The 23455-nt window shown below is 46.0% G+C and carries 27 protein-coding genes; 8 read left to right on the top strand and 19 right to left on the bottom strand.

The window, feature by feature from the left end:
* The first annotated feature begins 75 nt into the window (after positions 1 to 75).
* The 3 genes from secD (at position 76) to rlmJ (ending at position 3933) form a co-directional block, all read left to right on the top strand.
* Positions 76 to 1875, top strand: a complete 1800-nt coding sequence (secD, locus tag AB4263_RS09675) for a protein translocase subunit SecD (RefSeq protein WP_372098143.1) — start codon at positions 76 to 78, stop codon at positions 1873 to 1875.
* Positions 1876 to 1877: 2 nt separating this feature from the next.
* A complete protein-coding gene (gene secF / locus AB4263_RS09670) occupies positions 1878 to 2831 on the top strand; it encodes a protein translocase subunit SecF (RefSeq protein WP_372098142.1) in 954 nt (317 codons plus the stop codon).
* A gap of 235 nt (positions 2832 to 3066) precedes the next feature.
* Complete coding sequence (gene rlmJ / locus AB4263_RS09665; protein WP_017072343.1) at positions 3067 to 3933, top strand: 23S rRNA (adenine(2030)-N(6))-methyltransferase RlmJ; 867 nt, start codon at positions 3067 to 3069, stop codon at positions 3931 to 3933.
* Between the two features lie 298 nt (positions 3934 to 4231).
* Here rlmJ and AB4263_RS09660 read toward each other — a convergent pair whose 3' ends face one another.
* From AB4263_RS09660 to AB4263_RS09650, 3 genes are all read right to left on the bottom strand, one after another.
* Positions 4232 to 5320 (bottom strand): alkene reductase, encoded by a 1089-nt coding sequence (locus AB4263_RS09660; RefSeq protein ID WP_372098141.1) that lies wholly within the window; start codon positions 5318 to 5320, stop codon positions 4232 to 4234.
* A gap of 56 nt (positions 5321 to 5376) precedes the next feature.
* Positions 5377 to 6585, bottom strand: coding sequence for an MFS transporter (locus tag AB4263_RS09655; protein ID WP_372098140.1), 1209 nt, complete (start codon positions 6583 to 6585; stop codon positions 5377 to 5379).
* Positions 6586 to 6668: 83 nt separating this feature from the next.
* A complete protein-coding gene (locus AB4263_RS09650; RefSeq protein WP_372098139.1) occupies positions 6669 to 7352 on the bottom strand; it encodes an SDR family oxidoreductase in 684 nt (227 codons plus the stop codon).
* A 173-nt stretch (positions 7353 to 7525) separates the two neighbouring features.
* Here AB4263_RS09650 and AB4263_RS09645 point away from each other — a divergent pair, with 173 nt between their 5' ends.
* From AB4263_RS09645 to AB4263_RS09630, 4 genes are all read left to right on the top strand, one after another.
* Complete coding sequence (locus AB4263_RS09645; protein WP_372098138.1) at positions 7526 to 8455, top strand: LysR family transcriptional regulator; 930 nt, start codon at positions 7526 to 7528, stop codon at positions 8453 to 8455.
* A gap of 113 nt (positions 8456 to 8568) precedes the next feature.
* The gene (locus tag AB4263_RS09640) at positions 8569 to 8961 is read left to right on the top strand and encodes a GFA family protein (RefSeq protein ID WP_372098137.1); all 393 of its coding nucleotides are present in this window, start codon (positions 8569 to 8571) and stop codon (positions 8959 to 8961) included.
* Between the two features lie 28 nt (positions 8962 to 8989).
* Positions 8990 to 9457 carry an OsmC family protein gene (locus tag AB4263_RS09635; protein WP_372098136.1) on the top strand — a complete coding sequence of 156 codons (468 nt, stop codon included), beginning with the start codon at positions 8990 to 8992 and terminating at the stop codon, positions 9455 to 9457.
* Between the two features lie 169 nt (positions 9458 to 9626).
* Complete coding sequence (locus AB4263_RS09630; RefSeq protein WP_372098135.1) at positions 9627 to 9971, top strand: ribosome recycling factor family protein; 345 nt, start codon at positions 9627 to 9629, stop codon at positions 9969 to 9971.
* Between the two features lie 144 nt (positions 9972 to 10115).
* Here the strand turns inward: AB4263_RS09630 and AB4263_RS09625 are convergent, their stop codons facing one another.
* The 16 genes from AB4263_RS09625 to AB4263_RS09550 all read right to left on the bottom strand — a co-directional run bounded on the left by AB4263_RS09625 (position 10116) and on the right by AB4263_RS09550 (position 22787).
* Entirely contained in the window at positions 10116 to 10355 is a 240-nt protein-coding gene (locus AB4263_RS09625) for an RNA-binding protein (RefSeq protein ID WP_017061273.1), read from the bottom strand.
* A gap of 131 nt (positions 10356 to 10486) precedes the next feature.
* On the bottom strand, positions 10487 to 11161 hold the full coding sequence (locus AB4263_RS09620; RefSeq protein WP_372098134.1) for an SDR family NAD(P)-dependent oxidoreductase: 675 nt from the start codon (positions 11159 to 11161) through the stop codon (positions 10487 to 10489).
* Between the two features lie 270 nt (positions 11162 to 11431).
* Positions 11432 to 11698 (bottom strand): DNA polymerase III subunit epsilon, encoded by a 267-nt coding sequence (locus AB4263_RS09615; protein WP_248382938.1) that lies wholly within the window; start codon positions 11696 to 11698, stop codon positions 11432 to 11434.
* Positions 11699 to 11944: 246 nt separating this feature from the next.
* Complete coding sequence (locus tag AB4263_RS09610; RefSeq protein ID WP_017061276.1) at positions 11945 to 12487, bottom strand: DUF3833 domain-containing protein; 543 nt, start codon at positions 12485 to 12487, stop codon at positions 11945 to 11947.
* The gene (locus AB4263_RS09605; protein ID WP_017061277.1) at positions 12484 to 13059 is read right to left on the bottom strand and encodes a chalcone isomerase family protein; all 576 of its coding nucleotides are present in this window, start codon (positions 13057 to 13059) and stop codon (positions 12484 to 12486) included. Before AB4263_RS09605 ends, AB4263_RS09610 begins: the two co-directional genes overlap by 4 nt.
* A 3-nt stretch (positions 13060 to 13062) precedes the next feature.
* Positions 13063 to 13584 carry a DUF2878 domain-containing protein gene (locus tag AB4263_RS09600; RefSeq protein ID WP_017061278.1) on the bottom strand — a complete coding sequence of 174 codons (522 nt, stop codon included), beginning with the start codon at positions 13582 to 13584 and terminating at the stop codon, positions 13063 to 13065.
* On the bottom strand, positions 13562 to 14842 hold the full coding sequence (locus tag AB4263_RS09595; protein ID WP_017070213.1) for a cyclopropane-fatty-acyl-phospholipid synthase family protein: 1281 nt from the start codon (positions 14840 to 14842) through the stop codon (positions 13562 to 13564). The genes AB4263_RS09600 and AB4263_RS09595 overlap by 23 nt, the downstream gene beginning before the upstream one ends.
* A 105-nt stretch (positions 14843 to 14947) precedes the next feature.
* Positions 14948 to 15754, bottom strand: coding sequence for a DUF1365 domain-containing protein (locus tag AB4263_RS09590; RefSeq protein WP_372098133.1), 807 nt, complete (start codon positions 15752 to 15754; stop codon positions 14948 to 14950).
* Positions 15751 to 17022, bottom strand: a complete 1272-nt coding sequence (locus tag AB4263_RS09585) for an NAD(P)/FAD-dependent oxidoreductase (RefSeq protein WP_372098132.1) — start codon at positions 17020 to 17022, stop codon at positions 15751 to 15753. Before AB4263_RS09585 ends, AB4263_RS09590 begins: the two co-directional genes overlap by 4 nt.
* Positions 17023 to 17024: 2 nt before the next feature.
* Positions 17025 to 17756 carry an SDR family NAD(P)-dependent oxidoreductase gene (locus tag AB4263_RS09580; RefSeq protein WP_372098131.1) on the bottom strand — a complete coding sequence of 244 codons (732 nt, stop codon included), beginning with the start codon at positions 17754 to 17756 and terminating at the stop codon, positions 17025 to 17027.
* Positions 17756 to 18187, bottom strand: coding sequence for a nuclear transport factor 2 family protein (locus AB4263_RS09575; RefSeq protein ID WP_081229097.1), 432 nt, complete (start codon positions 18185 to 18187; stop codon positions 17756 to 17758). The genes AB4263_RS09580 and AB4263_RS09575 overlap by 1 nt, the downstream gene beginning before the upstream one ends.
* 14 nt (positions 18188 to 18201) lie before the next feature.
* Positions 18202 to 19617 (bottom strand): deoxyribodipyrimidine photo-lyase, encoded by a 1416-nt coding sequence (phrB, locus tag AB4263_RS09570; RefSeq protein ID WP_372098130.1) that lies wholly within the window; start codon positions 19615 to 19617, stop codon positions 18202 to 18204.
* Positions 19614 to 20561: a DUF523 and DUF1722 domain-containing protein gene (locus AB4263_RS09565; RefSeq protein ID WP_017070215.1), complete on the bottom strand. Its 948-nt coding sequence runs from the start codon at positions 20559 to 20561 to the stop codon at positions 19614 to 19616. The genes phrB and AB4263_RS09565 overlap by 4 nt, the downstream gene beginning before the upstream one ends.
* Positions 20562 to 20735: 174 nt before the next feature.
* Complete coding sequence (locus tag AB4263_RS09560) at positions 20736 to 21416, bottom strand: ChrR family anti-sigma-E factor (protein ID WP_372098129.1); 681 nt, start codon at positions 21414 to 21416, stop codon at positions 20736 to 20738.
* The gene (locus AB4263_RS09555; RefSeq protein ID WP_372098128.1) at positions 21409 to 22056 is read right to left on the bottom strand and encodes a sigma-70 family RNA polymerase sigma factor; all 648 of its coding nucleotides are present in this window, start codon (positions 22054 to 22056) and stop codon (positions 21409 to 21411) included. The genes AB4263_RS09560 and AB4263_RS09555 overlap by 8 nt, the downstream gene beginning before the upstream one ends.
* A gap of 110 nt (positions 22057 to 22166) precedes the next feature.
* Positions 22167 to 22787 (bottom strand): LON peptidase substrate-binding domain-containing protein, encoded by a 621-nt coding sequence (locus AB4263_RS09550; RefSeq protein ID WP_372083731.1) that lies wholly within the window; start codon positions 22785 to 22787, stop codon positions 22167 to 22169.
* Positions 22788 to 23039: 252 nt separating this feature from the next.
* On the opposite strand from AB4263_RS09550, the gene AB4263_RS09545 reads away from it, so the two are divergent.
* Positions 23040 to 23426: a tautomerase family protein gene (locus tag AB4263_RS09545; RefSeq protein ID WP_017070218.1), complete on the top strand. Its 387-nt coding sequence runs from the start codon at positions 23040 to 23042 to the stop codon at positions 23424 to 23426.
* Positions 23427 to 23455: the final 29 nt, after the last annotated feature.

The raw sequence follows: 23455 nt of genomic DNA, 5'->3' as shown, positions 1-23455 counted from the left end.
ATCTTTCAATCAGCTTGTTCTGGTCGTGATTAGCCATCGCTCGTGTTCGCAAAATATTAGTTCAAAGAAGAGATCTTGACTGTGAAAAAACGCATTCAAAGAAAACAAATAAACCACTACTCAAAGTGGAAATACGTGGTGCTTATCGCCACTATCATCATCATGGTTCTGAGTGCTTTACCTTCTTGGTATGGCGAAAATGCATCGGTTCAAATTAACAATCGTTCCGAACAGACCATCGATGCGAGTCAAATTACCCAATACCTTGCGAGCGAAGGCATCCAAGCTAAATCGGCATTTCAAAAAGACCAACGTTTAGTCGTGATCTTGGAAGACGCAGAACAACAAGCGAAGGCTAAAGAGGTGCTGAATGAGCGCCTATTGGATAACGCGACGGTTGCGCTAGCGATGGAGCCAGCAGCACCGAAATGGTTGACTGACATGGGCTTCGCACCGATTCAGCTAGGCCTTGACTTACGTGGTGGTGTGCAGTTCCTGTTAGAAGTGGACATGGAACCGGTTTACCACGCCCAAGCGCAATCTGTGGTCGATGAAATCACCAGCCAAGTGCGTTATGCACGCGGTAAAGTGGTGAATAACCAAGTTGAATTTAACTTCCGTACTGATGCCGATTTCGAGAAAGCACAAAAACTGATTCGTGAAGAGTTCCCACAATGGCAACGTGACCGTTCAGATAAATCGCTAACGTTAACTCAGTCTGAAGAAGAACAAAGAACGCTACGCAACCTAACGGTTCAACAAAACCTACAGATCATGCGCAGCCGTATTGAAGAGCTAGGCATCACTGAGGCATCGATTCAACGCCAAGGAGAAAGCCGTATCCGTATCGAATTACCGGGTGTACAAGACCCTGCAGCTGCGAAAGACGTGATTGGTGCTACGGCTTCATTAGCGTTCTACTCTGTGTACGACAACGCAACGCACAATACTCAAACTCTGAAAGATTCAGATGGTAATCGTGTCGTGGTTGCTCACAAAGCAGTGCTGAGCGGTGAACACATTATCGATGCACGCAGTGGCATTGGTGAGATGGGCAGTGCAGAAGTAAACATTACGCTGGATTCTTCTGGTGGTAAGAAAATGTCTGAGTTTTCTCGCCATAACATCGGCAAGCCAATGGCGACCGTTTACAGCGAATACAGCCGTGATAGAGCCGGTAACAGCGAAAAAACCAGTGAAGTGATCAGTGTGGCGAACATCCAATCTCAACTGGGTAGCCGTTTCAGAATCACAGGTGCAGGCAGCATGGCAGAAGCACAAGAGCTTGCTCTACTGCTACGTGCAGGTTCATTAACTGCGCCTGTTACCATCATTGAAGAGCGTACCATTGGCCCATCTCTGGGTGCTGAAAACGTAACGAATGGCTTTGCTGCTTTGGCTCTTGGCCTTGGTCTTACTCTAACGTTTATGGCGCTATGGTACCGCCGTCTTGGCTGGGTCGCGAACTGTGCATTGGTGGTTAACATGACCACGTTGTTTGGTTTGATTGCCTTGCTACCGGGTGCGGTATTAACTCTGCCGGGTATTGCGGGCTTGGTACTGACCGTCGGTATGGCGGTAGACACTAACGTGCTTATCTTCGAGCGTATTCGAGACAAGATGAAAGAAGGGCGCAGCTTTGCTAGCTCTATCGATCGTGGTTTCGATAGCGCATTCTCGTCAATTTTCGATGCTAACGTCACCACCATGATCGTTGCTGTGGCTCTATACACAATCGGTAATGGACCGATTCAGGGCTTCGCTCTGACACTGGGCTTAGGTCTTCTAACCAGTATGTTCACGGGTATTTTTGCTTCACGAGCGATCATCAATTTGGTTTGGGGGCGTGACCAACGCCACGATGTAAGGATTTAAGCATGAGTACTTCAAAAATGACTATTTCAGACCGCTATTTTTCAAATAGCTATATTTCGGATAAGAATATGACTCGCCTTCGTAAGGTGATGTCTGTGATTTCTATTGTGTTGTTCATGAGCTCTGTGATGCTGGTGGCAGTGAAAGGTTTTAACTGGGGTTTGGACTTTACTGGCGGTGTGGTTGCCGAGGTTCAAATCTCTGATCAAGTAACCAAAGATGCGTTAAAAACCAAGCTCGACACGGCTTTTCAACAAGACGTTCAAGTGGTTGGTATGGCAGAGCAGGATCGCTGGACTATTCGTTACAGCCAACTGACAGACGCTCCACAGCCAAACTTAGTGGATGCTTTGTCTTCTGTAAGTGACCAAGTAAAAGTGCTGAACAGCAGCGTGGTTGGCCCTCAGGTGGGTCAAGACATGGTTGATCAAGGTGGCTTGGCGGTATTGGTGTGTTTCTTGATGATCATGCTGTACCTGAGTGTGCGATTTGAATGGCGTTTGGCTCTGGGTGCGCTTGCCGCAATCATCTATGACGTGACGCTTATCTTGGGTCTGTTCGCTTTTACTCAGTTCGAGTTCAACCTGACTGTGTTAGCGGCTGTGTTGGCGATTTTAGGTTATTCATTGAATGACTCGATCATCATTGCCGACCGTGTTCGTGAAATGCTGCGTGGTAATCCAAATGGTGACACTGATAACCTGCTTAACGAATCGGTTAAAGCGACCTTCTCACGCACCATGGTGACCTCAGGTACAACCCTAATCACCGTATCTGCGCTTTGGCTACTTGGTGGCGCTGCGCTGCAAGGTTTCGCGATTGCACTGGTTGTAGGTATTGTCAGCGGTACGTGGTCTTCAGTTTCAGTAGGTATCACACTGCCTAAGTTACTTGGCCTACAGCCTTGTCACTACCAAGTGAAAGCGCCGGTAGAAGTTGAGGGTGAGTACCCTTAGTCAAGCTAAGCTAGCTTATGCACGGTAGGCCGATTTACTTACGCTATTAACCGAAACCAATAATGAAAGCCCCTGAACTCACTTAGCCCCCTAAGTAAGCTCAGGGGCTTTATTTTTTTATAAGAGTCAACTGGTTAGAGAAAAGTGAGCCTATTTCAAAAACGATGGATTGAGCAGGCAAGCCCTCATGATATGAAGTATGTTTAGATGACGTTCGTAGAAATGAGGCAAGGGAATGGAATATCGACATCAATGTCATGTAGGCGACCATGGTGATGCGCTAAAGCATCCAGTATTGAGTGCACTTGTTCAGTCATTAATGCAGCAACATTCACGCCTCAATGTTATCGACACCCACTCTGGTACAGGGTGTTATGACCTCAACACTGCACCAAGTAATCATGCTGGTGAGTTTGCTGAAGGGGTTGGGTACTTGTGGCGAAACAAGGCTTATCTTCCTCCGGCATTCGCTTCTTTTATGTCGGTGCTGGAATACTACAATCCGAATCAGCTTATCTCTTTGTATCCCGGTTCTGCTGCCATTACCTATCAACAAGGCCGCAGCCAAGACAGTTTCTATTTTTCAGACATCCAGCAAGACGAAGCCGACCTATTACAAACCAACATTGAGAAGCTGCAACGCGATCTTGATGTTTCAAGTAAGCTCACCATTACCGCGGGCGATGGCTTGAAAGCACTGCCTGACGACATAGCAAAACACGATAATCATCACCTGATTGTTATCGACCCACCCTATGAAACCGATTCTGAATATCTCGCGGTGATTGATGCCTTGGTTAAGGCATATCAGCAATCTGAGAAGGTTTCGGCCCTGATTTGGTATCCGCTTTACACGGATGATAAGAGCTCACTGATTCTGAATCACTGCGTGACAGCGGTAAAAGATGGCTTGCTACCAAGTCCGATCAAGTCGGAACTTCGCCTTAGAGAGCCCAAGGGTGATGATCGCCTGATCGGCAGTGGTTTGCTGTTGTTCAATCCACCACAAGGCATTGCGGGAACGGTCGCAGATACGCTCGATTATTTACACAGCCAACTCGCGACTAATGGTGAAGGTTACTGGCAAATGAGAAGTTTATAGATCTGATTTTTATGGGTTTTATGATGGTTTTCTAGACATCACTCACTAAATCACTGTTACCTATGTGGTTTAAATTGACCAAACGCTAACTTTTATCGATTGATTAATTGCAGTGAATCATTTAAAAATAGAATATCAATGCGCACAAGTGCATAATGGCTCATAAGTTAAATAATTAGTCCCAGATTAATATCAGATTGTGGTTTACCCCCTAAACTGCATTAGGCTCGCACTAGTCATGCGAGCCTTTCTTTTGCCTGAAGGAAAATCTAAGGCAGTTCTATCAATTTAAGATTCACTACAACACTGGATAATCGATGTAGCCTTTTTCGTTGCCACCGAACAGGGTGGCGCCGTCGAGCTCTGATAGTTCACTGCCGTTTTGTAGGCGTGAAACGAGATCTGGGTTAGCTACGAATGGGCGACCAAATGCGACAAGGTCAGCGTAGCCTTTGCTTAACACTTCTTCGGCGCGTTGTGGTGTGTAGCTGCCAGCGACGATGATTGTGTTAGAGAATAGTTCTCTTAGCTCGACACGGAAGCTTTCAGGTATCACAGGCGCGTCATCCCAATCGGCTTCTGATAGGTGCAAGTAAGCGATGTCACGCGCTTGCAGCGCCTTTGATGTCTCTAGAATCGTTGGCACGATGTCTGGGCAGTTCATGTCTTTGAAGGTGATGAACGGGGCCAAACGTACGCCCACTTTGTCAGCACCAATCGCTTCAATTACCGCATCCACGACTTCAATTAGGAAGCGAAGTCGGTTCTCTCGACTGCCGCCGTAGTTGTCGGTGCGTTTGTTTGAGTTGGTTCTTAGGAACTGATCAATCAGGTAGCCATTGCCACCGTGGATTTCCACTCCGTTGAACCCTGCCTCGACCGCTTTTTTCGCTGAGTTAGCAAAATCTTGAACAACGCGATCGATATCGGTTTGGGTCATCTCTCTTGGTTGGATGCAATCCACCATGTTGCCGTTACCATTTTCATCAGAGATCCAAACCTGCGTTTCTATTGGAGCTAATGCAGAAGGGGCAATCGGCAACTCGCCTTTTTGAAAGGTAGGGTGTGATACTCGGCCTACGTGCCATAGTTGGCAGAATATCGCGGCACCTTGCTTTTTGGCTGCTGTTGTTACTGACTTCCAACCTTCGATTTGTGCATCGGTATAAACGCCGGGTGTGAATGAGTAACCCTGAGAGTCATCTGAAATTTGGGTCGCTTCAGTGATGATAAGCCCTGCACTTGCGCGTTGTTGGTAATAGGTTGCCATCATGTCGTTTGGCACGTTTCCTGGTTGGCTAGTACGAGCGCGTGTCATGGGTGCCATAACCACGCGGTTTTGCAGTGCTAGGCCTTTCAGTTCTGATGTTTCGAATAATTTGTTCATGGTGTGTACCTTGTTTTAATGCTGTGATCTTTCTTTTTGTATGGGGCTATATCGCGTTATTTGCTTTCTGCTGGGCTGAAAATAGAGTTGCTTTGTGGCTTGCCCGCTCGGTTGGCTTTGGCGATAAGCAGCAAACCAATCACTGGGACAACAACGGCTGCGAATGGAATCATGCCTGCGCCTAGTTGGCTGTCGAGAACCATGCCGCCAAGGAATCCACCAAAGGCATTGGCCAAGTTAAACGCTGAGATATTCGCAGTTGCTGCTAGCTCTTGGCCTTCGCCACCGTTGTTCATCACTCGAAGTTGCATGGCTGGAACGTTCGCAAATGATGCAATACCAAAGACAAATGCCGCTGCAACGAATAGGATTTTGTTGTCTACCACAAGGCCAACCACCACCAATGAAACGATCATTGCGACAGCCCAAAACATTGAAGCTTTGCCTAGGTTTTTATCTGAAGAACGTCCGCCCAAGGTGTTACCGATGATTAAGCCGACACCCACAATCACTAAGATCCAAGTAACAGACTCTTGACCGTAGCCGGTGATGTGCATAGCGATTGGCGCAAGGTAGCCGTAGAGCGTCATGAAGCCAGACCAAGCAAAAGCAGTGATTGCCAAACTGATCAGCAACATTGGATTTTTGAACGCTAACAGCTGAGTTTTGATGTCTTTTGCTTCACTGTGACCAGTCGATTTGATTGACGTTAGAATAGAAATCATCGCAATCGTGCCAAGTGCAGCCACGGTAAAGAAAGTGGTGTGCCAGCCGAATTGCAAGCTAACCCAAGTACCCGCTGGAACGCCAAGAACGTTAGCGAGTGTTAGGCCTGCGAACATCTGACCAACGGCACGACCTGCCATTTTTTCCGACACTAAGTTGGTTGCGACAACCGCACCGATGCCATAGAAAGGGCCTTGCACTAAGCCTGCGATCACACGGCTTGCCAGTAGTAATGGGTAGCTTGGCGCTAAGGCCGACAACACGTTACCGATGATGAACAGTGCCATTAAGCCAATCAGCACTATCTTCTTATTAAAGCGCGCAAGGTAGATGGTTAAGATCGGGCCGCCGATAACGATAGCCAACGCGTAAGCACTGATAAGGTAGCCAGCTTGGCCTTCTGTGATTGAAAGTGATGTAGCGATTTGTGGAAGAATGCCTGCGATAACAAACTCAGCCGTGCCAATTGCAAATGCTGCGAGTGTCAGTATCCAAACTTGGAATGGCATCCTTTCTTGTGTCATGGCTTTTGATTTCATAATGAGTTACCTATGTAAATTCTTGTTTGTTAGGACGTTGAGATAAACACCCTAACGATTGTTCTTTATGTCTTTGCGGGGTGTTAGCCGAGTAGAGCGCCGCCGTCGATGTCGATGATTGACCCTGTTACGTATGGGTTGTTAATCGCGAATAGGTAACCCATAGCCACCTCTGAAGGCTCGCCAACCTTGCCTGCGGGTAGGTTGTTTTTGGCGTTGTCGTACATGCTTGTACGAGCGGAATCGTCCATGTTTTTGTAGGCTTCCGTCATGGTTAAACCCGGGCTAACGGCATTGACTCGAATAGGTGATAGCTCTTTCGCCAGTATTTTGGTTACGCTTTCTAGTGCGGCGTTGATGGCGGTTTTTACGTAAGTACCAGCCACTACTTTGCGTGACAACATGCCAGTTGTGAACGTGATAGACCCGTTTGGTGTCATGTAACGAGCGGCATGTTTGGCTACGTTTAAGCTGCCCCAAAACTTAGTGTCAAAAGCTGTCTTAGCGTCTGCGGTTGCTACGTCTGTTACTTTTCCTGCGGGAGCGGATGAGCCAGCCGTTACGACTAAGTGGTCAAACACGCCAATCGATTCGAAGTATTCACAAATTGATTTTTCATTGCTGATATCAAGTCCTGTATGTCGGCTAGCGACGTGCACTGTGTTGTTTTCGTTTCTCAATTTCATCGCGAGTGCTTTACCGATGCCTGATGTGCCACCAATGATGACGAAAGTGCGTTGCTCTTGATTAGTCGATTCGTTAGTCATGCTCTGAATTCCTGCGTTGTTCTGTTGATGTTTGTCATTATATTTATTCGACTAAATTTGATAATTGGTTAAAATATAAATTCATTATTCGATTAATCTGAATAGTGTGACTGAGTATTCAAATCGAGCATTAAGATCGAGAAGTAAGACGAAGAGGTGGAAGCGAGAATCGTATGGATAAGTTTTCAGATATGGCGATGTTCGTCAGTATTGTTAAGCATCACGGGTTAGCGGCGGCTGGGCGCGAACTGGGTTTATCACCTGCGACCATGACAGCAAGGCTTCAAGCGCTGGAAGAGCGATATGGTGTGAAGTTGTTGAATCGAAGTACGCGCCATGTGTCTTTAACCGACTCTGGCGAGCTGTATCACAAGGCGTGTCTGGAGATATTGGATAATGTCAGTGAGGCCGAAAACCTGATCCAAAATGGCGTCAAAGAGGTCAAAGGTCCACTCAAAATCGCCGCGCCGAAAGACATCGGAAAGCAGTACATTCTTCCGATTCTCTCTGAGTTCTGTCAGCAATATCCCGACGTGATCCCTTACCTCTACTTGAACGATAACCTCTCGAACATTGCTGAATCTGGCATGGATATCGTGGTCCGTTATGGTGAATTGGTCGACAGCAGTTTGATATCCAGACGCTTGTCACCAAGCCGACGTGTGCTGTGTGCTTCTCCTGAATATCTTGCCAAGCATGGAACACCGTTAACACCACAAGATTTGGTTGATCACGATTGTTTAGCCATGCTGCGCAGCAATGAAGAGCTCAAGATATGGCACTTCCAAGATCATGATATGAAGAAGTCGATTACTGTTGTTCCAAATCGATTTTCAGACGATGGCGAAGTTATTCGCTACTGGGCATTAAAAGGCGAGGGCATTGCTCTTAAATCGGTACTGGATGTGCAAGGCGACATCAATAACCAGCGCCTTGTGACGCTGCTTAATGGCTACATGAAGAACTTCAACACCGCGATGTCGGTGTCGAGTGCCGATTTGAATGTGGTGTACATCAGCAAGAAATATCAGCCCAAGCGTATCCGGTTGTTTCTTGATTTCTTGTTTGAGCGGTTTGGCGATTTGGTTGAAAAGTCTAGTTAGATTAGCCGAGAAGCAGCGCATGACAGATCTCTCGAACTCAACACCCGGGTACGGACAGAGAACATTGAACTGGTTATGATACGACCAACATAAGGATGTGATTGGAGAGAAAAATGAAAGTCGTCGGAGATACGGTTCTCCAACCTTTTCACAAGGCAACCTGCCATTGCGGTGCGGTTGAACTAGAGTTCAGCTTACCTAACGGGATAGAAAAACCACGCCGCTGTGATTGCTCTATCTGTCGTCGCAGGGGAGCGATTGTGGGCTCTGTTGCACTGGACGGCATCAAGATCCTCAAAGGTGCGGAGCATCTCAAGCTTTATCAATTCAATACCAACACCGCAAAGCATTATTTCTGCTCAAACTGCGGCATCTATACCCATCATCAACGCCGTTCTAGCCCAAATGAATACGGTTTTAACATCGGCTGTTTGGAAGGGGTAAACCCTTTTGATATTGGTGATGTGGTGACCAACGATGGTGTCAATCATCCAGCTGATCGTTAATTTATTGAGCATAAAAAAGGAAGGAATTATGTCTGAATACGGAGCGATCATTCGCTGGAAAAAAGCAGAAGATGAAGTCTTTAGCGACAATCAATACAGTCGAGGTCATACGTGGGAGTTCGATGGTGGTGTCACTGTGCCTGCTTCGTCCTCTCCACATGTTGTGCCACTGCCGTTTTCGGTGGAAGCGAATGTTGATCCAGAAGAAGCGTTTATCGCGGCACTTTCTAGCTGCCATATGCTGACGTTTTTGGGCATTGCCGCAAAGCAGAAGTACGTAATTGACTCTTATGTCGATGATGCGATAGGTGTGCTGGAAGAAGATGAATCCGGTCGCTCATCTGTCACTAAGGTGACTCTGCGACCTGATATTGTGTTCTTAGGCACTAAGAAGCCAACTGCCAAACAACTCGACAAACTGCATCATTTAGCGCACAAAAACTGCTTTATTGCGAATTCGGTTAAAACGGACATTGTGGTAGAAACTAAAGCGTAAACCACACACGTTAACATCCAAAAACCGCGAGGTTGCTTAGTGCATCACTGGCGGTTTTTTTGTGTCTGTGTAATCCTACGTACGGTTTTAATTGAGTGACAGTTAGAAAGTTCTGAGAGATAGGTAGAGAGCTTTTGAATGGTAGGAATAGATTGGTTAGCAGAGAGTTATGTTTAGCGTCCCATTGAATAGTTTTGTACATCGTGTGAGTGATAAAAGCCAAGTGATGGCGAATGCTGCGGAATGTGGATGTCAGTTGAAACGAGTTCGTCGTTCGCGTAATTGGCTGTTGGTCGCTCAAGAGTATCAACTCGTTGAATTTAAAACGATGTTAACCCATGAAAAAGACGGTTGGATAGCAATTGCAATCGACAAAGTGCTGCCTAAACCCGTGGTGTGTTTGGCATCTCTGTTGGCCGCTACACCTTCAATGACTGTGGCTCAGCTGGTGATGGAATCTGGATGTTCAATGGCCGAAGCAAGACGTGCTATTGATGAACATGAAGGTCTGTAGGCGTATTCAAATCGTGTGAAAAGAGAATTGCGAGCAGCAAAAAGCCCGTAACGATATTGCGCTGGAAAACGTCATATCGTTACGGGCTTTATCATCTGTGCTGCTGTTAAGCTAAGCCATGCGGCTTATGAAGCATTGAATCGATTAAGAGTTCGCTACTTTTACACGAATCGTGTTTTTGCCAAGCTTTGACAAGTTCAGCTTGTTTAGTGCCGCTTTAGCTTCTTCTTGCTCTGGCATTTCAACAAAAGCGAAGCCTTTTGAGTCGCCAGTTTCTTGGTCTAAAACTAGGCTGCACTCTTTTACTGAGCCAAACTCAGAAAATAGCACACGGATGTCTTGCTCAGAGGTAGAGCGCGATAGGTTACGAACTAGAAGTTTCATAATAAACCTTGAATATGAATTTACGCCGAGCATTGTCGCACACTTTCATGCTCACCCTCACAAATAATTACTCTAATCATTTCTTTGGTAATGTGTCGCTCTATTTACCGATTAAGCGAGCTGTTTACCTGCTAGCCGCGGTTTATCGTGATATCTGACACGAAGCCATGCTCTGTGCTGGTCAACGCCTGTTGTAGCATCTGAGCGGCTTCTTGCGCGGTCATAAAGCTCGAGGTATCCATGCCTTTACCGCTTGTATTCCAAAACTCGGTCGCCATTCCTCCAGGGTAAACCGCCACGATTTTCATCGGGTGACCTTTTAGCTCCAACCTCACCGATTCGATAAAGCCTTTCACGGCCCATTTTGCTGCGCAGTAGGTGGACTCTTCCGCTTTAGCACCTTGTGCCGCCGTCGACATCACCACAGCGATGGTGACCGATTGATCTTTGTAGCGCTGTACAAGCTCGCGAATCAAAAAGATCGAAGACTCAATATTGTTCTTCAGCATGTCGCTGATGATGGTTGGATCTTGCTGTTCTATCTTACCGAAGTACCCACTGCCAGCGCTGTGGATCACCAGCTTCGGCATTTCAGGTAACGCATCCAATAACTCGCTCACTGAGTGCGGGTCACAGAGATCACACGCTTGGCTAATGGTATTCGCAGGTAGGCCTTGCGCCACTTCTGCTAAACGTTGTGCATTGCGACCTGTAATGGCTACGCGCTGAGCGTCTGTTGCGGCGTTAGCATATTGTTTCGCGAGCGCTGCGCCTAAACCGCTGCTTGATCCGGTAATTAAAATCATACTGTCTTAAATTTGTAGAGTTGATTCGAGATAGTAAGGGGCTAGGCTAAGATTTTCTGAGATCTATGGCTAAAGTTGATCGATAGCCTGGTTGATAGGTTGATAGGTTGATAGGTTGATAGGTTGATAGGTAGGGTGGGGGAATAATAGTGTGTGGAAAGTCGTTAAGAATCGACTTGTTTGGTAAGAAATAATACCGCTAAAAAGTAGCAGAACTAACAAGTAAAAGCGCCGGCATAAGAGCCAGCGCTTTTGAGTAATCATAAGTGATTATTTTTCGTCGTCGAACTGTTTGATCGTGAACGCGTCTTCGATTCGGTTAAGCTCTTCTTGTTCTTTCACTCGCTTCTCTTCTTGCAGAGTCGCTCTCGTTTCGTTGAAACGTTTTTTCTCTGACTTAGTCAGGAATTTTACAGCTTTTTTGTTGGTCAGTGCGTAAGCAACTACGTCTTCACCTTTTTCTCTGCGCTCGTTTACGCGTTGTGAGAAACGTTCATTGTCGCGAGCTTTACGCTCCGCTGAGGTCAACTTGCTCATGCTTTAAAGCCTTTTCAATTATTCATGGTAGGGAATCTACGCTTAGCGAAACAAATGGGGACTGCTTAGTGTCAGTCTAGTCCATTTGTATGCTGGTGGCGCATCTTAGCACAATGGCTTGAGCATGCAGGTATGCTATTCGAGGGATCAAACAAAACAGCCCACAATTTTCGTTGTGGGCTGTTTTGTTACGTACTGTAGATGTAGTCATCGTTTTAAAACTAAGAATCAGAAACGGCAGTTACATCAAATCTTCTCGATGTATAAGATGACCTCTCCGACTTTAAAGCCAAACTTAGACATCTCAGTCTTGTTGAACAAGCGTTTATCGTCCATTAAGAACATCCAATCATCGAGCACCACTTCATAGGTGCTGCCGTCTACTTCAATCTCTAAGTCATATTTCCAATACAGCGCAGAACCTTGGGTTTCACCATAAGCGGTTCCAACGACATCGTTGGCAGTCCCAGAATAGGTGTTTTCGCCCGTTTTGATTAGATTCCAAACGCGAGTTGAGCGCTCGCCATCAGCAAAAGAGAACCACTCTTTTATTTCTCCGTTGTCACCGTCCCAAGTCGCGATCAGTTTGGCATCAAAGCGGCGCAGTAAGTTGCCAGAGCGGTCTAGCACCATGCCGTAGGCCATTAGCTCGCCATTAAAAAAGGTTTCAAGCTTGAGCTCTGGCGTAGTGTCGACATGGTCTTCTAAACTTGCAGAGCCACAGCCCACTAGCCAAGTGAGTGAAAAAAATGCCAGAGCAAATTTTATTATTGTTGTTTTTGGATTCATTTGTTCAAACCTAAAAGTTGTTTACGAAGACCGGGTTCAGAGGTGTTTTCAGACAACCAAATCGCTAGAAAGGCTTCACCAAATTGCTTGTCTTGGATGGTGCCGATCGGTTGTTCATCGAAATAAAAACGACTTACGTTATCTTCAGCGACACGAATCGTGAGTGTGCTTCCTTCTTCCACGTTCGGCCACATCGCGTACAAGGGTTTCAACCATCGTTGAATGTTGCTGTCAGAGTAGCCAAGCTTGTTCCACTGATCTTCGGTAGCGTCTACGAGGTCTTTGCTATCGATAGAGCGGTAATACTCAAGCTTCAAAGCTCGTTCGGAGTTGGTTGGAGTCGCGTAGAATTCTGCCGAGTAGAGAGTCCAAAACAGGTAACTCATTTCACCCTCACCACGTTTGTTCAGATCATCGACAGCAGAGGCTCTAGCGTGTCCGGCAAATAACAGCGCAGCAAAGATTAACGGGAGAGTAATAAAGCTTAGAAGTGTGTTTTTTGCTTGCTGATGAGCGCGAACAATACCTCGCTCAGGTTTGAACGTTTGTGTCGGGTTGCGTGGATAAGCCATAAGTCACCTCGTTATTGCCATTTTAGGTTGTATTAAGTTGGAGTAGGCGGCCACCAGTAAGGGCAACAAAATCCCCCAACTTATTGCAAGGGCAGCAACTACCGATGCATCTGGCCAAGTAGTAAGAAGAGCACCTGCTTTGATGCCTCCCCAATAACTACTAGTACCTGCTACGAACCCTATGACAAACAAGATCACTTTCGAGCATTTTAAAAGCCAATTTAGGCTGTGGTTAAAACTGATTAAGAACATGATCCACAGGCAGACAAGCCACACCGGGAACCACGATTGATTCGCAATTTCAGAGTCGACGGCAAACACGCCGAAGTGGAGTAAGAGGCTATCAAGCAATAGCCCCAATGGTAATAAAATGAGTATCTTCAAATCGCTACTGCGAGTCGGTGATAGAAGGAAGTGAACCACTACAATCAGTGGTGTGACGAACGGGGCTTGCGCGGTAAAAAAAGCACTGCAAACCCAGGTCGCTTGAAACAGTACGAGATTAATAATCCAAAACCGCTTCATCTTTTTCTCCAAAGTAACGAGGTTTTCTTGCGACTACATGGTGAGTGCTGATCACGCGCTCTTTGAATGCGCCTTCACAGTAGCAGAAGTAGAAGGTCCATAAGCGTTTAAACTCTTCTGAATAGCCGAGAGACTCTAGCTCTTCCCAACTATTTTCAAAGGCGATGTTCCAATCATTCAGCGTTCGAGCGTAGTGCAGGCCAATGTCATCAATTTCTTGAACCACAAGGTCGGTGCTGGTCGCAAGGTGTTGGGTCATCACTGAAACAGAAGGTAGGCAACCGCCGGGGAAGATGTACTTCTGAATAAAGTCGACACCTTTGCGGTATTTGTCGTAACGGCTGTCAGCAATAGTAATTGCTTGAATCAGCATCTTGCCTGAGGGCTTAAGTAGCGAGGAACATTTTTCAAAGAAGGTTTGTAGATACTCATGTCCGACCGCCTCTATCATCTCGATCGAAACCAACTTGTCATACTCACCAGTGAGATTGCGATAATCCTCTTTGAGCAGGGTGATTTTGTCGGTTAAACCAAGCGCTTTTACTCTCTGTTCAGCTAGTGCATGTTGGGCATCTGAGATCGTGGTAGTGGTGACGTGGCAACCGTAGTGTTGCGCCATGAAGATGGCTAAGCCGCCCCACCCTGTGCCTATCTCGACCACGCTATCTTTCTCAGACAGTTCTAGTCGCTCACAGATGGTTTTCATTTTGTTTTGTTGAGCCTTCGACAAGGTTTCTGCGTCTTCGCTGTAGATTGCGGAAGAGTACTGCATCGAGCTATCTAAGAAGCGCTCATACAGTTCGTTGCCAATGTCGTAGTGGGCGAGAATATTTCGCTTAGAGCCTTGCTCGGTGTTGGCATTCTTACGGCGCAGCAATAGGTTTTTGATGCGAGAAATCCATTGTGTCTTGTCATCAAGCTCATCCAATTGGGCTTGGTTACGAGCCATGATTTGAATCACACGCGTGAGGTTTGGGCTGGTCCATTTACCATCGATATAGGCTTCAGATGCCCCAATGCTGCCATTGATGACCACATCTCTAAAAAAGGTCGCATCATGAATCACGATTCGACCTTTCAATTCAGCTTCTCGATCACCAAATACTGAATGCTGGTCGCGCTCAATGATTTCAAGCGTTGCGAATTGCAGGCTTTCTAACACCTTGAAGATTAAAGCTCGATATTTACAGTTGCTTGAAACAGCAACGGCTTTAGCTTGTTGTTCAATATTGTTGTTTTGTTTGGCAAGCTGTTCCATGTAAACCTCGCTGATAACTCATTCTAATATTTTGTGCCAACTAAGCTGAGTTCAGCTCCTTGATTGGAGCGAACCCAAGCTAGAAATGATTTCTGTTTTAAGCGCTTAAGATGTTGAGTCTGGATGCGCCACAAACGGTACTTTTTTCAGGAATAATTTGAGAGCCTGATAATAAATTCCCATCACGACTTTTATCGTCATCGCCGGAATCTTGAATACCGTTCGTCTAATGTTTGTCTTGGTTACTGACTGCTTCGTCAGGGCTAGTGTCGCATCGAAAAGCTTGTCGTCTCGGCGGCTTTCGATGTGAACTAACGTGCGTTTCGCTGGTGGCTTAATCTTCCAAAAATAAGTCATGTTCAAATCCATGAACGGCGAAACGTGAAACTCTTTTTTTACCTTCAATTCTTGGTGCATGTCGATGAGATAGTAGTGTCTTTCTCGCCAAGGCGTGTTACTCACCTCAGCCAACATGTACTTACAATCTCCAGTCTCGTCATAACAGAAGAAACAGTTGATAGGGCTGAAGTAGATGCCTAAACAGCGGCACTGAGCCAGCATCGTCACACGGTTTGAATCAGACCAAACCCCACCAAGTTGTTGCACTTTGGAAGCTATACGTTGCTTAAGTGATTTTGGTTCATCCGTGGTGATATTTTCTTTTTTTTCAGCGAGATAATCCGATTCGACAAAGCGAATCGGGTTGTACCAACGAGTTCCGAACAGCGCACTGCGCGCTGTGGTTTGGGGCAGCTCATCAAGATCTAACCCCATCATATACAGCTGATAGCTGAACTCATGAGTGATGTCGCCAAAGCGGCGATGTCTGACGTTACCCCAATAGATACCGCTGAGCTCTTCACTCTTTTCGGATGCGATCCCCATCTCGGGTGTCAGGGTTTGACTGTTCATAGCGCGGAACTCGTACTCAAATCTAAACCGAAGCGTTTGGTCACATCGAGTGCACTGTGGACACCGTCTTCATGGAAGCCGTTATACCAATAAGCGCCAGCAAAGTGCGTCTGGTTTTTGCCACAGATTTGCTCACGCTTGTGCTGAGCTTCGACCGTGTTCGAATTAAGTACCGGGTGATGATAAACAAAGCTGCGAATAATTTTTTCTGGGTCGATGGCTTCGCTTTGATTCAAGGTGACACAGAAGGTGTCTTGGCTTTCGATGCCTTGCAGAATGTTCATGTTGTACGTGACACAAGCAGGTCGTTTACTGTCGCCATCCAACATGTAGTTCCAACTTGCCCAAGCCAGTTTTCTATCTGGGAGTAAGCGAGTATCGGTGTGCAGAACCACTTCATTGCGGCTGTATGGGATCTCGCTCAGTACCTGTTGCTCTTGTTCTGTTGCATCACCAAGCAAGCGTAAGGCTTGGTCTGAGTGGCAGGCAAATATTACTTCGTCGAAACCTTGTGCGCTGCCATCTTCAAATTCAATCGTGACGCCTGTTTCTTGGCGAGTCACTTGTTTAATCGATGTATTGAGTGCAACGGGTTTGTTTAAGCGTGAAAGGATGATTTCAACATAAGAACGCGATCCCTTTGGAATCACATACCACTGAGGACGGTTCGCGATATCGAGCAATCCGTGGTTGTAGAAAAACTGGATGAAGAACTTGAGCTCAAACTCTTCCATTTCTTCCAAGCTTGTCGACCAAATCGCCGCGCCCATCGGTAGGATATAGTGCTGGCTGAAAAAGTCGGAAAATTGATTATCGCGTAGGAAGCTGCCGAGGGTAACGTCTGGTGTGAATTCATTGCTTTCAAACTGAGCCTTACACAGTTTGTTGAACTTGAGAATGTCAGACACTAAAGACCAGAACTGAGGTTTGAAGATGTTGCTCCTCTGCGCGAATAACGAATTAATGCTGTGGCCGTTGTATTCAAACTTGGTCGTCGTGTTGTGGACGCTGAAGCTCATCTCAGTCGGTTGCCTTTCGACATCGAGTTGTTCTAGAAGCTGATTGAAATTCGGGTAGGTTCGATCGTTGAATACGATGAAACCTGTATCTATCGAAAACGCCGAGCCTTGATGTTCAATATCAACGGTCGCGGTGTGCCCCCCAACGTAATCATTCTTTTCGAATACTGTTACGTCGTGGTGCTTATCTAATATATGCGCGCAAGTGAGTCCAGAGATACCTGAACCAATAATGGCGATTTTCTTCATTGTTATACCATCCTTGAAGCGAGTTTTTGCCAAACTGGAGTTGGAAGCATTCTTAGTAGCTTCATCAACATGATGAATCGTCTTGGGAAATCAATTTCACTCTTTCCTTGAGCGATACCATTTACGATTCGCTGAGTTGCGGCCTCACTACTAATAATCATAGGCATAGAGAACGTATTTCGCTCGGTTAATGGCGTTTCAACAAAGCCAGGGTGCACAATTGAGACATGAATGTTGTGCGTTGCCAGATCAACCGAAAGTGTTCTGCCTAAGTAGGTGAGGGCTGCCTTTGAAGCGCCATAAGCCTCGGCTCTTGGCAAAGGTAAAAAGCTGGCGCTGGAGCTGACTAAAACCAAACGGCCGCCGGGCTTGATGTTTTTTAACCAAGCTTTAAGGGCGTAGCCAATTGAAATTAGGTTTATGTTGATGACGCGCTCAAAAAGCTCGGCATCAAAATTCACTGGGTCGTCGATGTACTCACAATCACCCGCATTTAAAATCAGCAGATCGAGCGGCTTGTCTTGGTCGAGTTCTGGGAAGTTGTGGTAATCAGTCAAGTCGAAACAGAGCGGTGAAATTGATGAATGCGCGATGTCTGTATCGTGAGAATCAACTAAGGCTTGCAGTTTGTCTGGATTGCGGCCACAAGCAATCACCTGATGCCCTTGCTGAGCGTAATCTTTAGCTAGGGATTGGCCGATACCTGAGGTCGCGCCTGTAATCATAATATGCATTATCGACTCGCTCTCTTTTTGATGGATTTTATCGCGCAGCCCAGTACTGGAATGTGTTCATACAACATAGAACCGACGTCGAGGTAGTCTCTGTGGTAAATCACTTGACAGTCGAGCATCTTGAGATGGCTGTGTCCTTGTACTTCGATTGGCTTTTGGCCATTTAATTGCTTGTGAGCAAACTGCATCGTCCAGTAAACGGAAGCTTCGTCGTTCGCTTCGAAAGTGTGTTCGATATGAAAGTAACAGCTGGTTACTTGGGTGTAGAGGTTCTCGAAGTAGTGCGTAAGCGCCGAAATACCGCTGACATGATGCAGCGGATCTTGGAATTCAATATCAGGGTGATAAACCGTCTTAAGCACGTCGAAATTGTCGGTTCCGAGTTCTCGATACATGTTGAGAAAGTTATCAAGCCATAGAGAGTTATCCATAATATTCACTCTAATTATTTGAAGAAGGCTAAGGCTCTCAATCGTGCTTCTTTATGCTCAACGATGGGTTGCCAGTATTCGCTGTCTATTCCGTTTTTAGCGATAAAGTCATGTGGGAAATGTACATGCTTATCTGGGATATTTTGCAGCTCTGGTATGTACTTACGAATAAAAATTCCTTTTGGATCAAACTTTTCACTCTGAGTGATTGGATTGAAAATTCGGAAGTAAGGTTGAGCATCACAGCCAGTACTTGAAGCCCACTGCCAGCCACCATTGTTGGCGCTAAAGTCTCCGTCGATAAGGTGCGACATAAAGAAACGCTCGCCCCAACGCCAGTCAATAAGCAGGTGCTTGGTTAGGAAGCTTGCCACCACCATTCTTAGTCTGTTGTGCATCCAGCCCGTTTCAACCAGTTGACGCATTGCGGCATCAACCAATGGATATCCTGTTTTTCCTTCGCACCAAGCTTTGAAGCTAGGATGATCGTGATACCAATCTAAACCATTGTATTTTTGCTGAAAGTTAGCGCCTTTAACCAGTTTAGGATGGTGAAACATCAAATGCTTATAAAAATCTCGCCAAATCAATTCGTTGAGCCAACAAAAGGCCGGTAATTGCGTATCAAATAACAGATCGGGTTGTTGCTGAATCAATTGAATCGCTAACCAACGTGGGCTCACTGCGCCAATTGCTAAATAAGGTGATAGCCCCGATGTTCCTTTAACTGAGGGAATATCTCTCAGGCGCGCATAGTCGTTGACTTTATTGCCTAAGAAATTGGGGATCACATTGCCCAATACATCTTGGCTTAATGGCCAGCGACTCGAATCAACACGCGGAAAATCGAAATCATAGTCAGCGGAGAGGGTTAAGGCTTGTAAGTCGTCAGGAAGCTGTGTTTGTGAACGTTCAGCTGACTCGACAGGAGCTGGACTGCAGATGATGCCTTTCACCTGAACTTCTTTTAACCAAGCGTTCTTAAAGGGCGTAAAGACTTTGAACATTTCGCCTTGTTTGTTGAGAACGCTACCGAGTGGCAGCATAACGTCACAATCGCTGATCTTGAGGTTTAGGCCGCTTGAAATCAGCTTTTTATCGCGAGCTTGTTCATCGACCTCTGGTTCAGAGTTAGCGTAGACGCACTTGGCATCAAGCTGCTGGCATAGATCGATGAGTTGATTGGATTGGTCGTCAAAATCGGTCGCTTTTAGGTGAAGCAACGTTATCCCTAATTCAGCGAGCTGGGAATCGAGTTGTTTTAGATGACGATAGATAAAATCAGCTTTGATTGGCGCAAGGTGGTGCTGCTGCCACGTTTGAGGAGTTGAAATGAAAACGGCGATTGTTACGCCGTTTTCAACTGCCGAGACGAGCGCTGGGTTATCGAGAATCCGCAGGTCTCGTCGTATCCATAGTATGTCGCTCAATATCCGTATCTCAGTTTAAGTTCTTGAGGGTGCGGGTTTAGGTAAACCTGTGATTCTAGGTATTCGTTCGGGTATTCCATCAGGTAGTGATTGATCAGTGTCAGCGGCACTAACAGTGGGATAACACCTTCTCGAAAAGCTGCAATTTGGTTGGTCAACTCTTGTTTGTGGGCGCTACTCAGTTGTTTCTTAAAGTAACCCTGCAAATGATGCAGCGTATTGGCGTGACTGCCTCGATTCGCGTGATGTGACAATGCTGTCATCAAGCCCTCGATGTATTGAGCCGCCAATTCGTCGATTTCTAAGTCATTACCCGCTAGCAGTTTGCCTAAGCTTTTGTAACCCTCAACGTGGTGACACATGACGAGGTACTTGTGGGCGCTGTGGAACTGAATCAGTTTGTGTTTGGTCACACCTTCATCCACAAGATCGAGCCATTTTTGGTATGTGAATACTCGAGTCATGAAGTTTTCACGCAAAATGGGATCGTTAAGGCGACCGTTTTCTTCAACGGGGAGTAACGGGTTACCGTCCATAATTTGTTGGGTGAACATGCCTACGCCAGTCGATTCAGAGCCGCGACCATGGTGGTGGTACACCTTCACGCGCTCCATACCGCAGGTTGGGCTTTTTTGACACACAATAAAGCCAGCAATGTGTTGGTTTTTCTTTGAGTAGTTTTGACCGAACTCGATCAGTTCGTTGGTCACATCACCTGAGCCATCAGGGCGAGAAACATGGATGATGTCATCTAGCATTCTTGTCTGACGAATGGTTGGACGAGGGGTTGGAAGGCCAACAGCCATCTCTGGGCAAACAGGTTCCAATTCCACGTAGTCTGCTAGGTCGTCTGTACAAAAACGAGAGCGTTTATGACCTGTGTCGAAACGTACTTTGTGTCCAGCAACACATGCACTGATACCGATTTTGATTTTCTTTTCCATTGGCCAACTCCTTTGCTCTTGCTCTGAGCTTTTTCTTATAGTTCAACATTGCTAATCGTACTTACAGAGCTGGGTGTATTTTTACTTTGACACCGTAGTTGTTTTTATTCAGATGTATCGACGATATACAAGATAGCTTCATGCCATCCTGTATATTTATAGCTTGCAACTGGGTTAATAGATATATTTTCCAAGTGGATTGAATAGCTGGCTCACACCTTTTGTGAAGTAAAGCGCATCACTTGAAACGGTTAAACAGACACAACCTTCTTTTGTTGCCGGTTGATGAGTGTGATTGCCATCCAACCAGATGAAGTCACCTTTGTTGTAAACGCCCATTTCGTCTTCGAAACTGCCCTCTAGAAGAAGCGTGATCTCGAAGCCTTTGTGGGTGTGGCAAGGCACTTGTCCATCTTTGTCGATGTGCAACAAGCTGGTGTGGTGTGCTTCGTCAGCAAAATCGAGTCTTGCTCGTGAAATTTTGCCTAGGTTCATCCAGTCCTTTCTCGCTACTGAGTTTAGAGCGCGAGGGATTGTGAATGTCGTGTCAGCAACAGTTACTTTCTGAACCTCTGGAGTCACTTCAACAGACTGAGAAGTATCAGCTGTGATTTGCTCTATCGCGTCAAAATCAAAGTCCATGTCGTCCATTGAGAAGCTGTCTAGATCTTCACTTGAGAATACTGGCTCTGCGTCAAAAGCATTATTCGCTGCTACAGCTGTAAGCTGCTTGACTTGTTGTTGGCACTGTTCACACAGCTCTACATGGCTAGAAACAATCAAAGAAACTGAATCAGCCAACGTGCCATCGACGAAGTCTTTCAAGATTGCCGCGTTTGGGTGATGTTTAATCATGGTCTTGTTCCCCCATGTGAACTTTTAATTTGGCTAAAGCGAGTCTCAGACGTGATTTCACTGTTCCAAGTGGGACGCCAAGTTGCTGAGCGAGTTGCTCTTGAGAGAGCTCTTGAAAGTAAACGCCTTTGACGATGGTTTTCTGAGCGAGAGGCAACTTTTCTATTTGAGTCATTACGTGTCGGCTCATCAAATGGTCACCGAATGGCAAATCTTCGCTTTGAGACTCGGCTACCATCGCATCGATTGGCCAGATATCGTCGGCTATCGTTTGTTCGGCTTTCGCTTTCACTTTGCGCAACATGTCGAATGCTGCATTACGCATTACCGTGTAGACCCAAGTGGTCGCAGCGCCTTTATCTACATTGTAGAGATGTGCTTTCTTCCAAACATTAGTCATCGTGTCTTGAACTAGCTCGTATGCAGCAGCTTCGCCACCCAACTTACTGATACCAAAACGCTTGATCTTAGGAGCGAAGAACTTGAACAAACAGGTGAACGCCTGCTTGTCTCGGTCTGTACCAACCAACACCAGCCAGCTCGAGAGCTCTGTCGGTACTTTGTTGTCTGTAGGTACTTTGTTATCGGGAATAATGACATGCTCCTTGCCGTTCCCTGAACTTCTGCTTTCCACTTGCATAGTAACTAACCATCATGCGAATTTGATGGGCACTACGTGAAAGGAGAAAGTCGGGATCACTTTAATTTAAATTAATTTCTACTATACAAAATTATAGTGAAGAAAAGTGCTTATTGCCCCGTAATGATTTGATTCAAAAAAGGAACTAGAGACGGAAAACTGGCTGGCTCAGTAAATTCTGTTTTCTTTTCCAGTGGGATAGGCATCATTTCGAGCAATCGCGCACAGATCCATTGTGGGCTCTCAAAATCAGGAGTGGGATAGAGTGTTCTTATCGAATCGTGGTCGCGAAACAACTGAACCAAAAAAGCGGTAAACACGTTAGGCACTTTATATTCATCGGTAGGCCAGTGTGGCAACGATCTGAACTTACTTTTAATCAGGTCATCATCGTCTCGAAACGACCCATGCAATTGCACCAACTTTTCGCCTTCAACATCAATTTCTAATATTTGGTCTTCCGACATATTGAAGTCTACGATGGTCACCTTTGTTCCCCAAGAACTGAGATGATCAGAGTTAGTGTTGTCTTGAGTGGCGATAATGAAACCATCGCCCTGCGCTGCGTGAGCAACCATCGCGAGATACTTTGGCTCAAAAATGCGCAGTCTTTGCCTGCCTCCCGGTAAAAGAAAGATAGGGAGAGGAAACACAGCAAGCTTCAGAGAAGACTCTACGGGTGTTTCTGGTTCGGCGTCTGTCCGCGTGGTCTTCCTAGGTGAATTCGGCACATAGCACTCCTTAGTTCAAATGTGATTTGAGAAGATATACGCGGGGAGGGTGGTGTTCGATCAATTCGCTTCGGCTTATGTTGGCAAAGGGATAAGTATTTTGTTGCACCTGTTCATAAATTCATTGTTTTTACCTTTTCCCATACGCGTCATTAGGTAATATGTGTACAAATAGTAAGCGAATAGGTAGTCGCCAGGCGATGCTTCTATCTGACGTTCTTCTATACCTAACATCGCATCAAAGGAATGGTCATGATTGTTATTTATGGTATCAAAGAGTGCTTAAATCCAATTAAGTTGCAGCTCTCTAATGTGTTGCAGCAGTGCTTAAACAGTGAAATGGGTTTACCCGATGACAAGCGAGCACATCGGTTTGTGCCATTGGAACGAGATGACTTCTTTTACCCGGAAGGAAGAACAGAAGCCTATACCGTCATTGAGATCAACATGATGGAAGGTCGAGCGGTAAACACCAAAAAGCGCTTAATTAAGAAGATATTTTCTGAGATAGAGAAGCAGTTAGCTATCTCTCCAATTGATATTGAAATCACCATTAAGGAACAGCCATCGCACTGCTGGGGATTTCGAGGCATGACCGGCGATGAAGCTCAAGATCTGAAGTATAAAGTGAAGGTCTAGGGTTTAAGCTCTTAACTCTTAACTCTTAA

The organism is Vibrio sp. 10N.261.55.C5, assembly GCF_041470505.1.
GTDB classification, from domain to species: domain Bacteria; phylum Pseudomonadota; class Gammaproteobacteria; order Enterobacterales; family Vibrionaceae; genus Vibrio; species Vibrio crassostreae_C.
The sequence above is the reverse complement of the archived record's forward strand: the minus strand, read 5'-3'. Positions and strand labels throughout refer to the sequence as shown.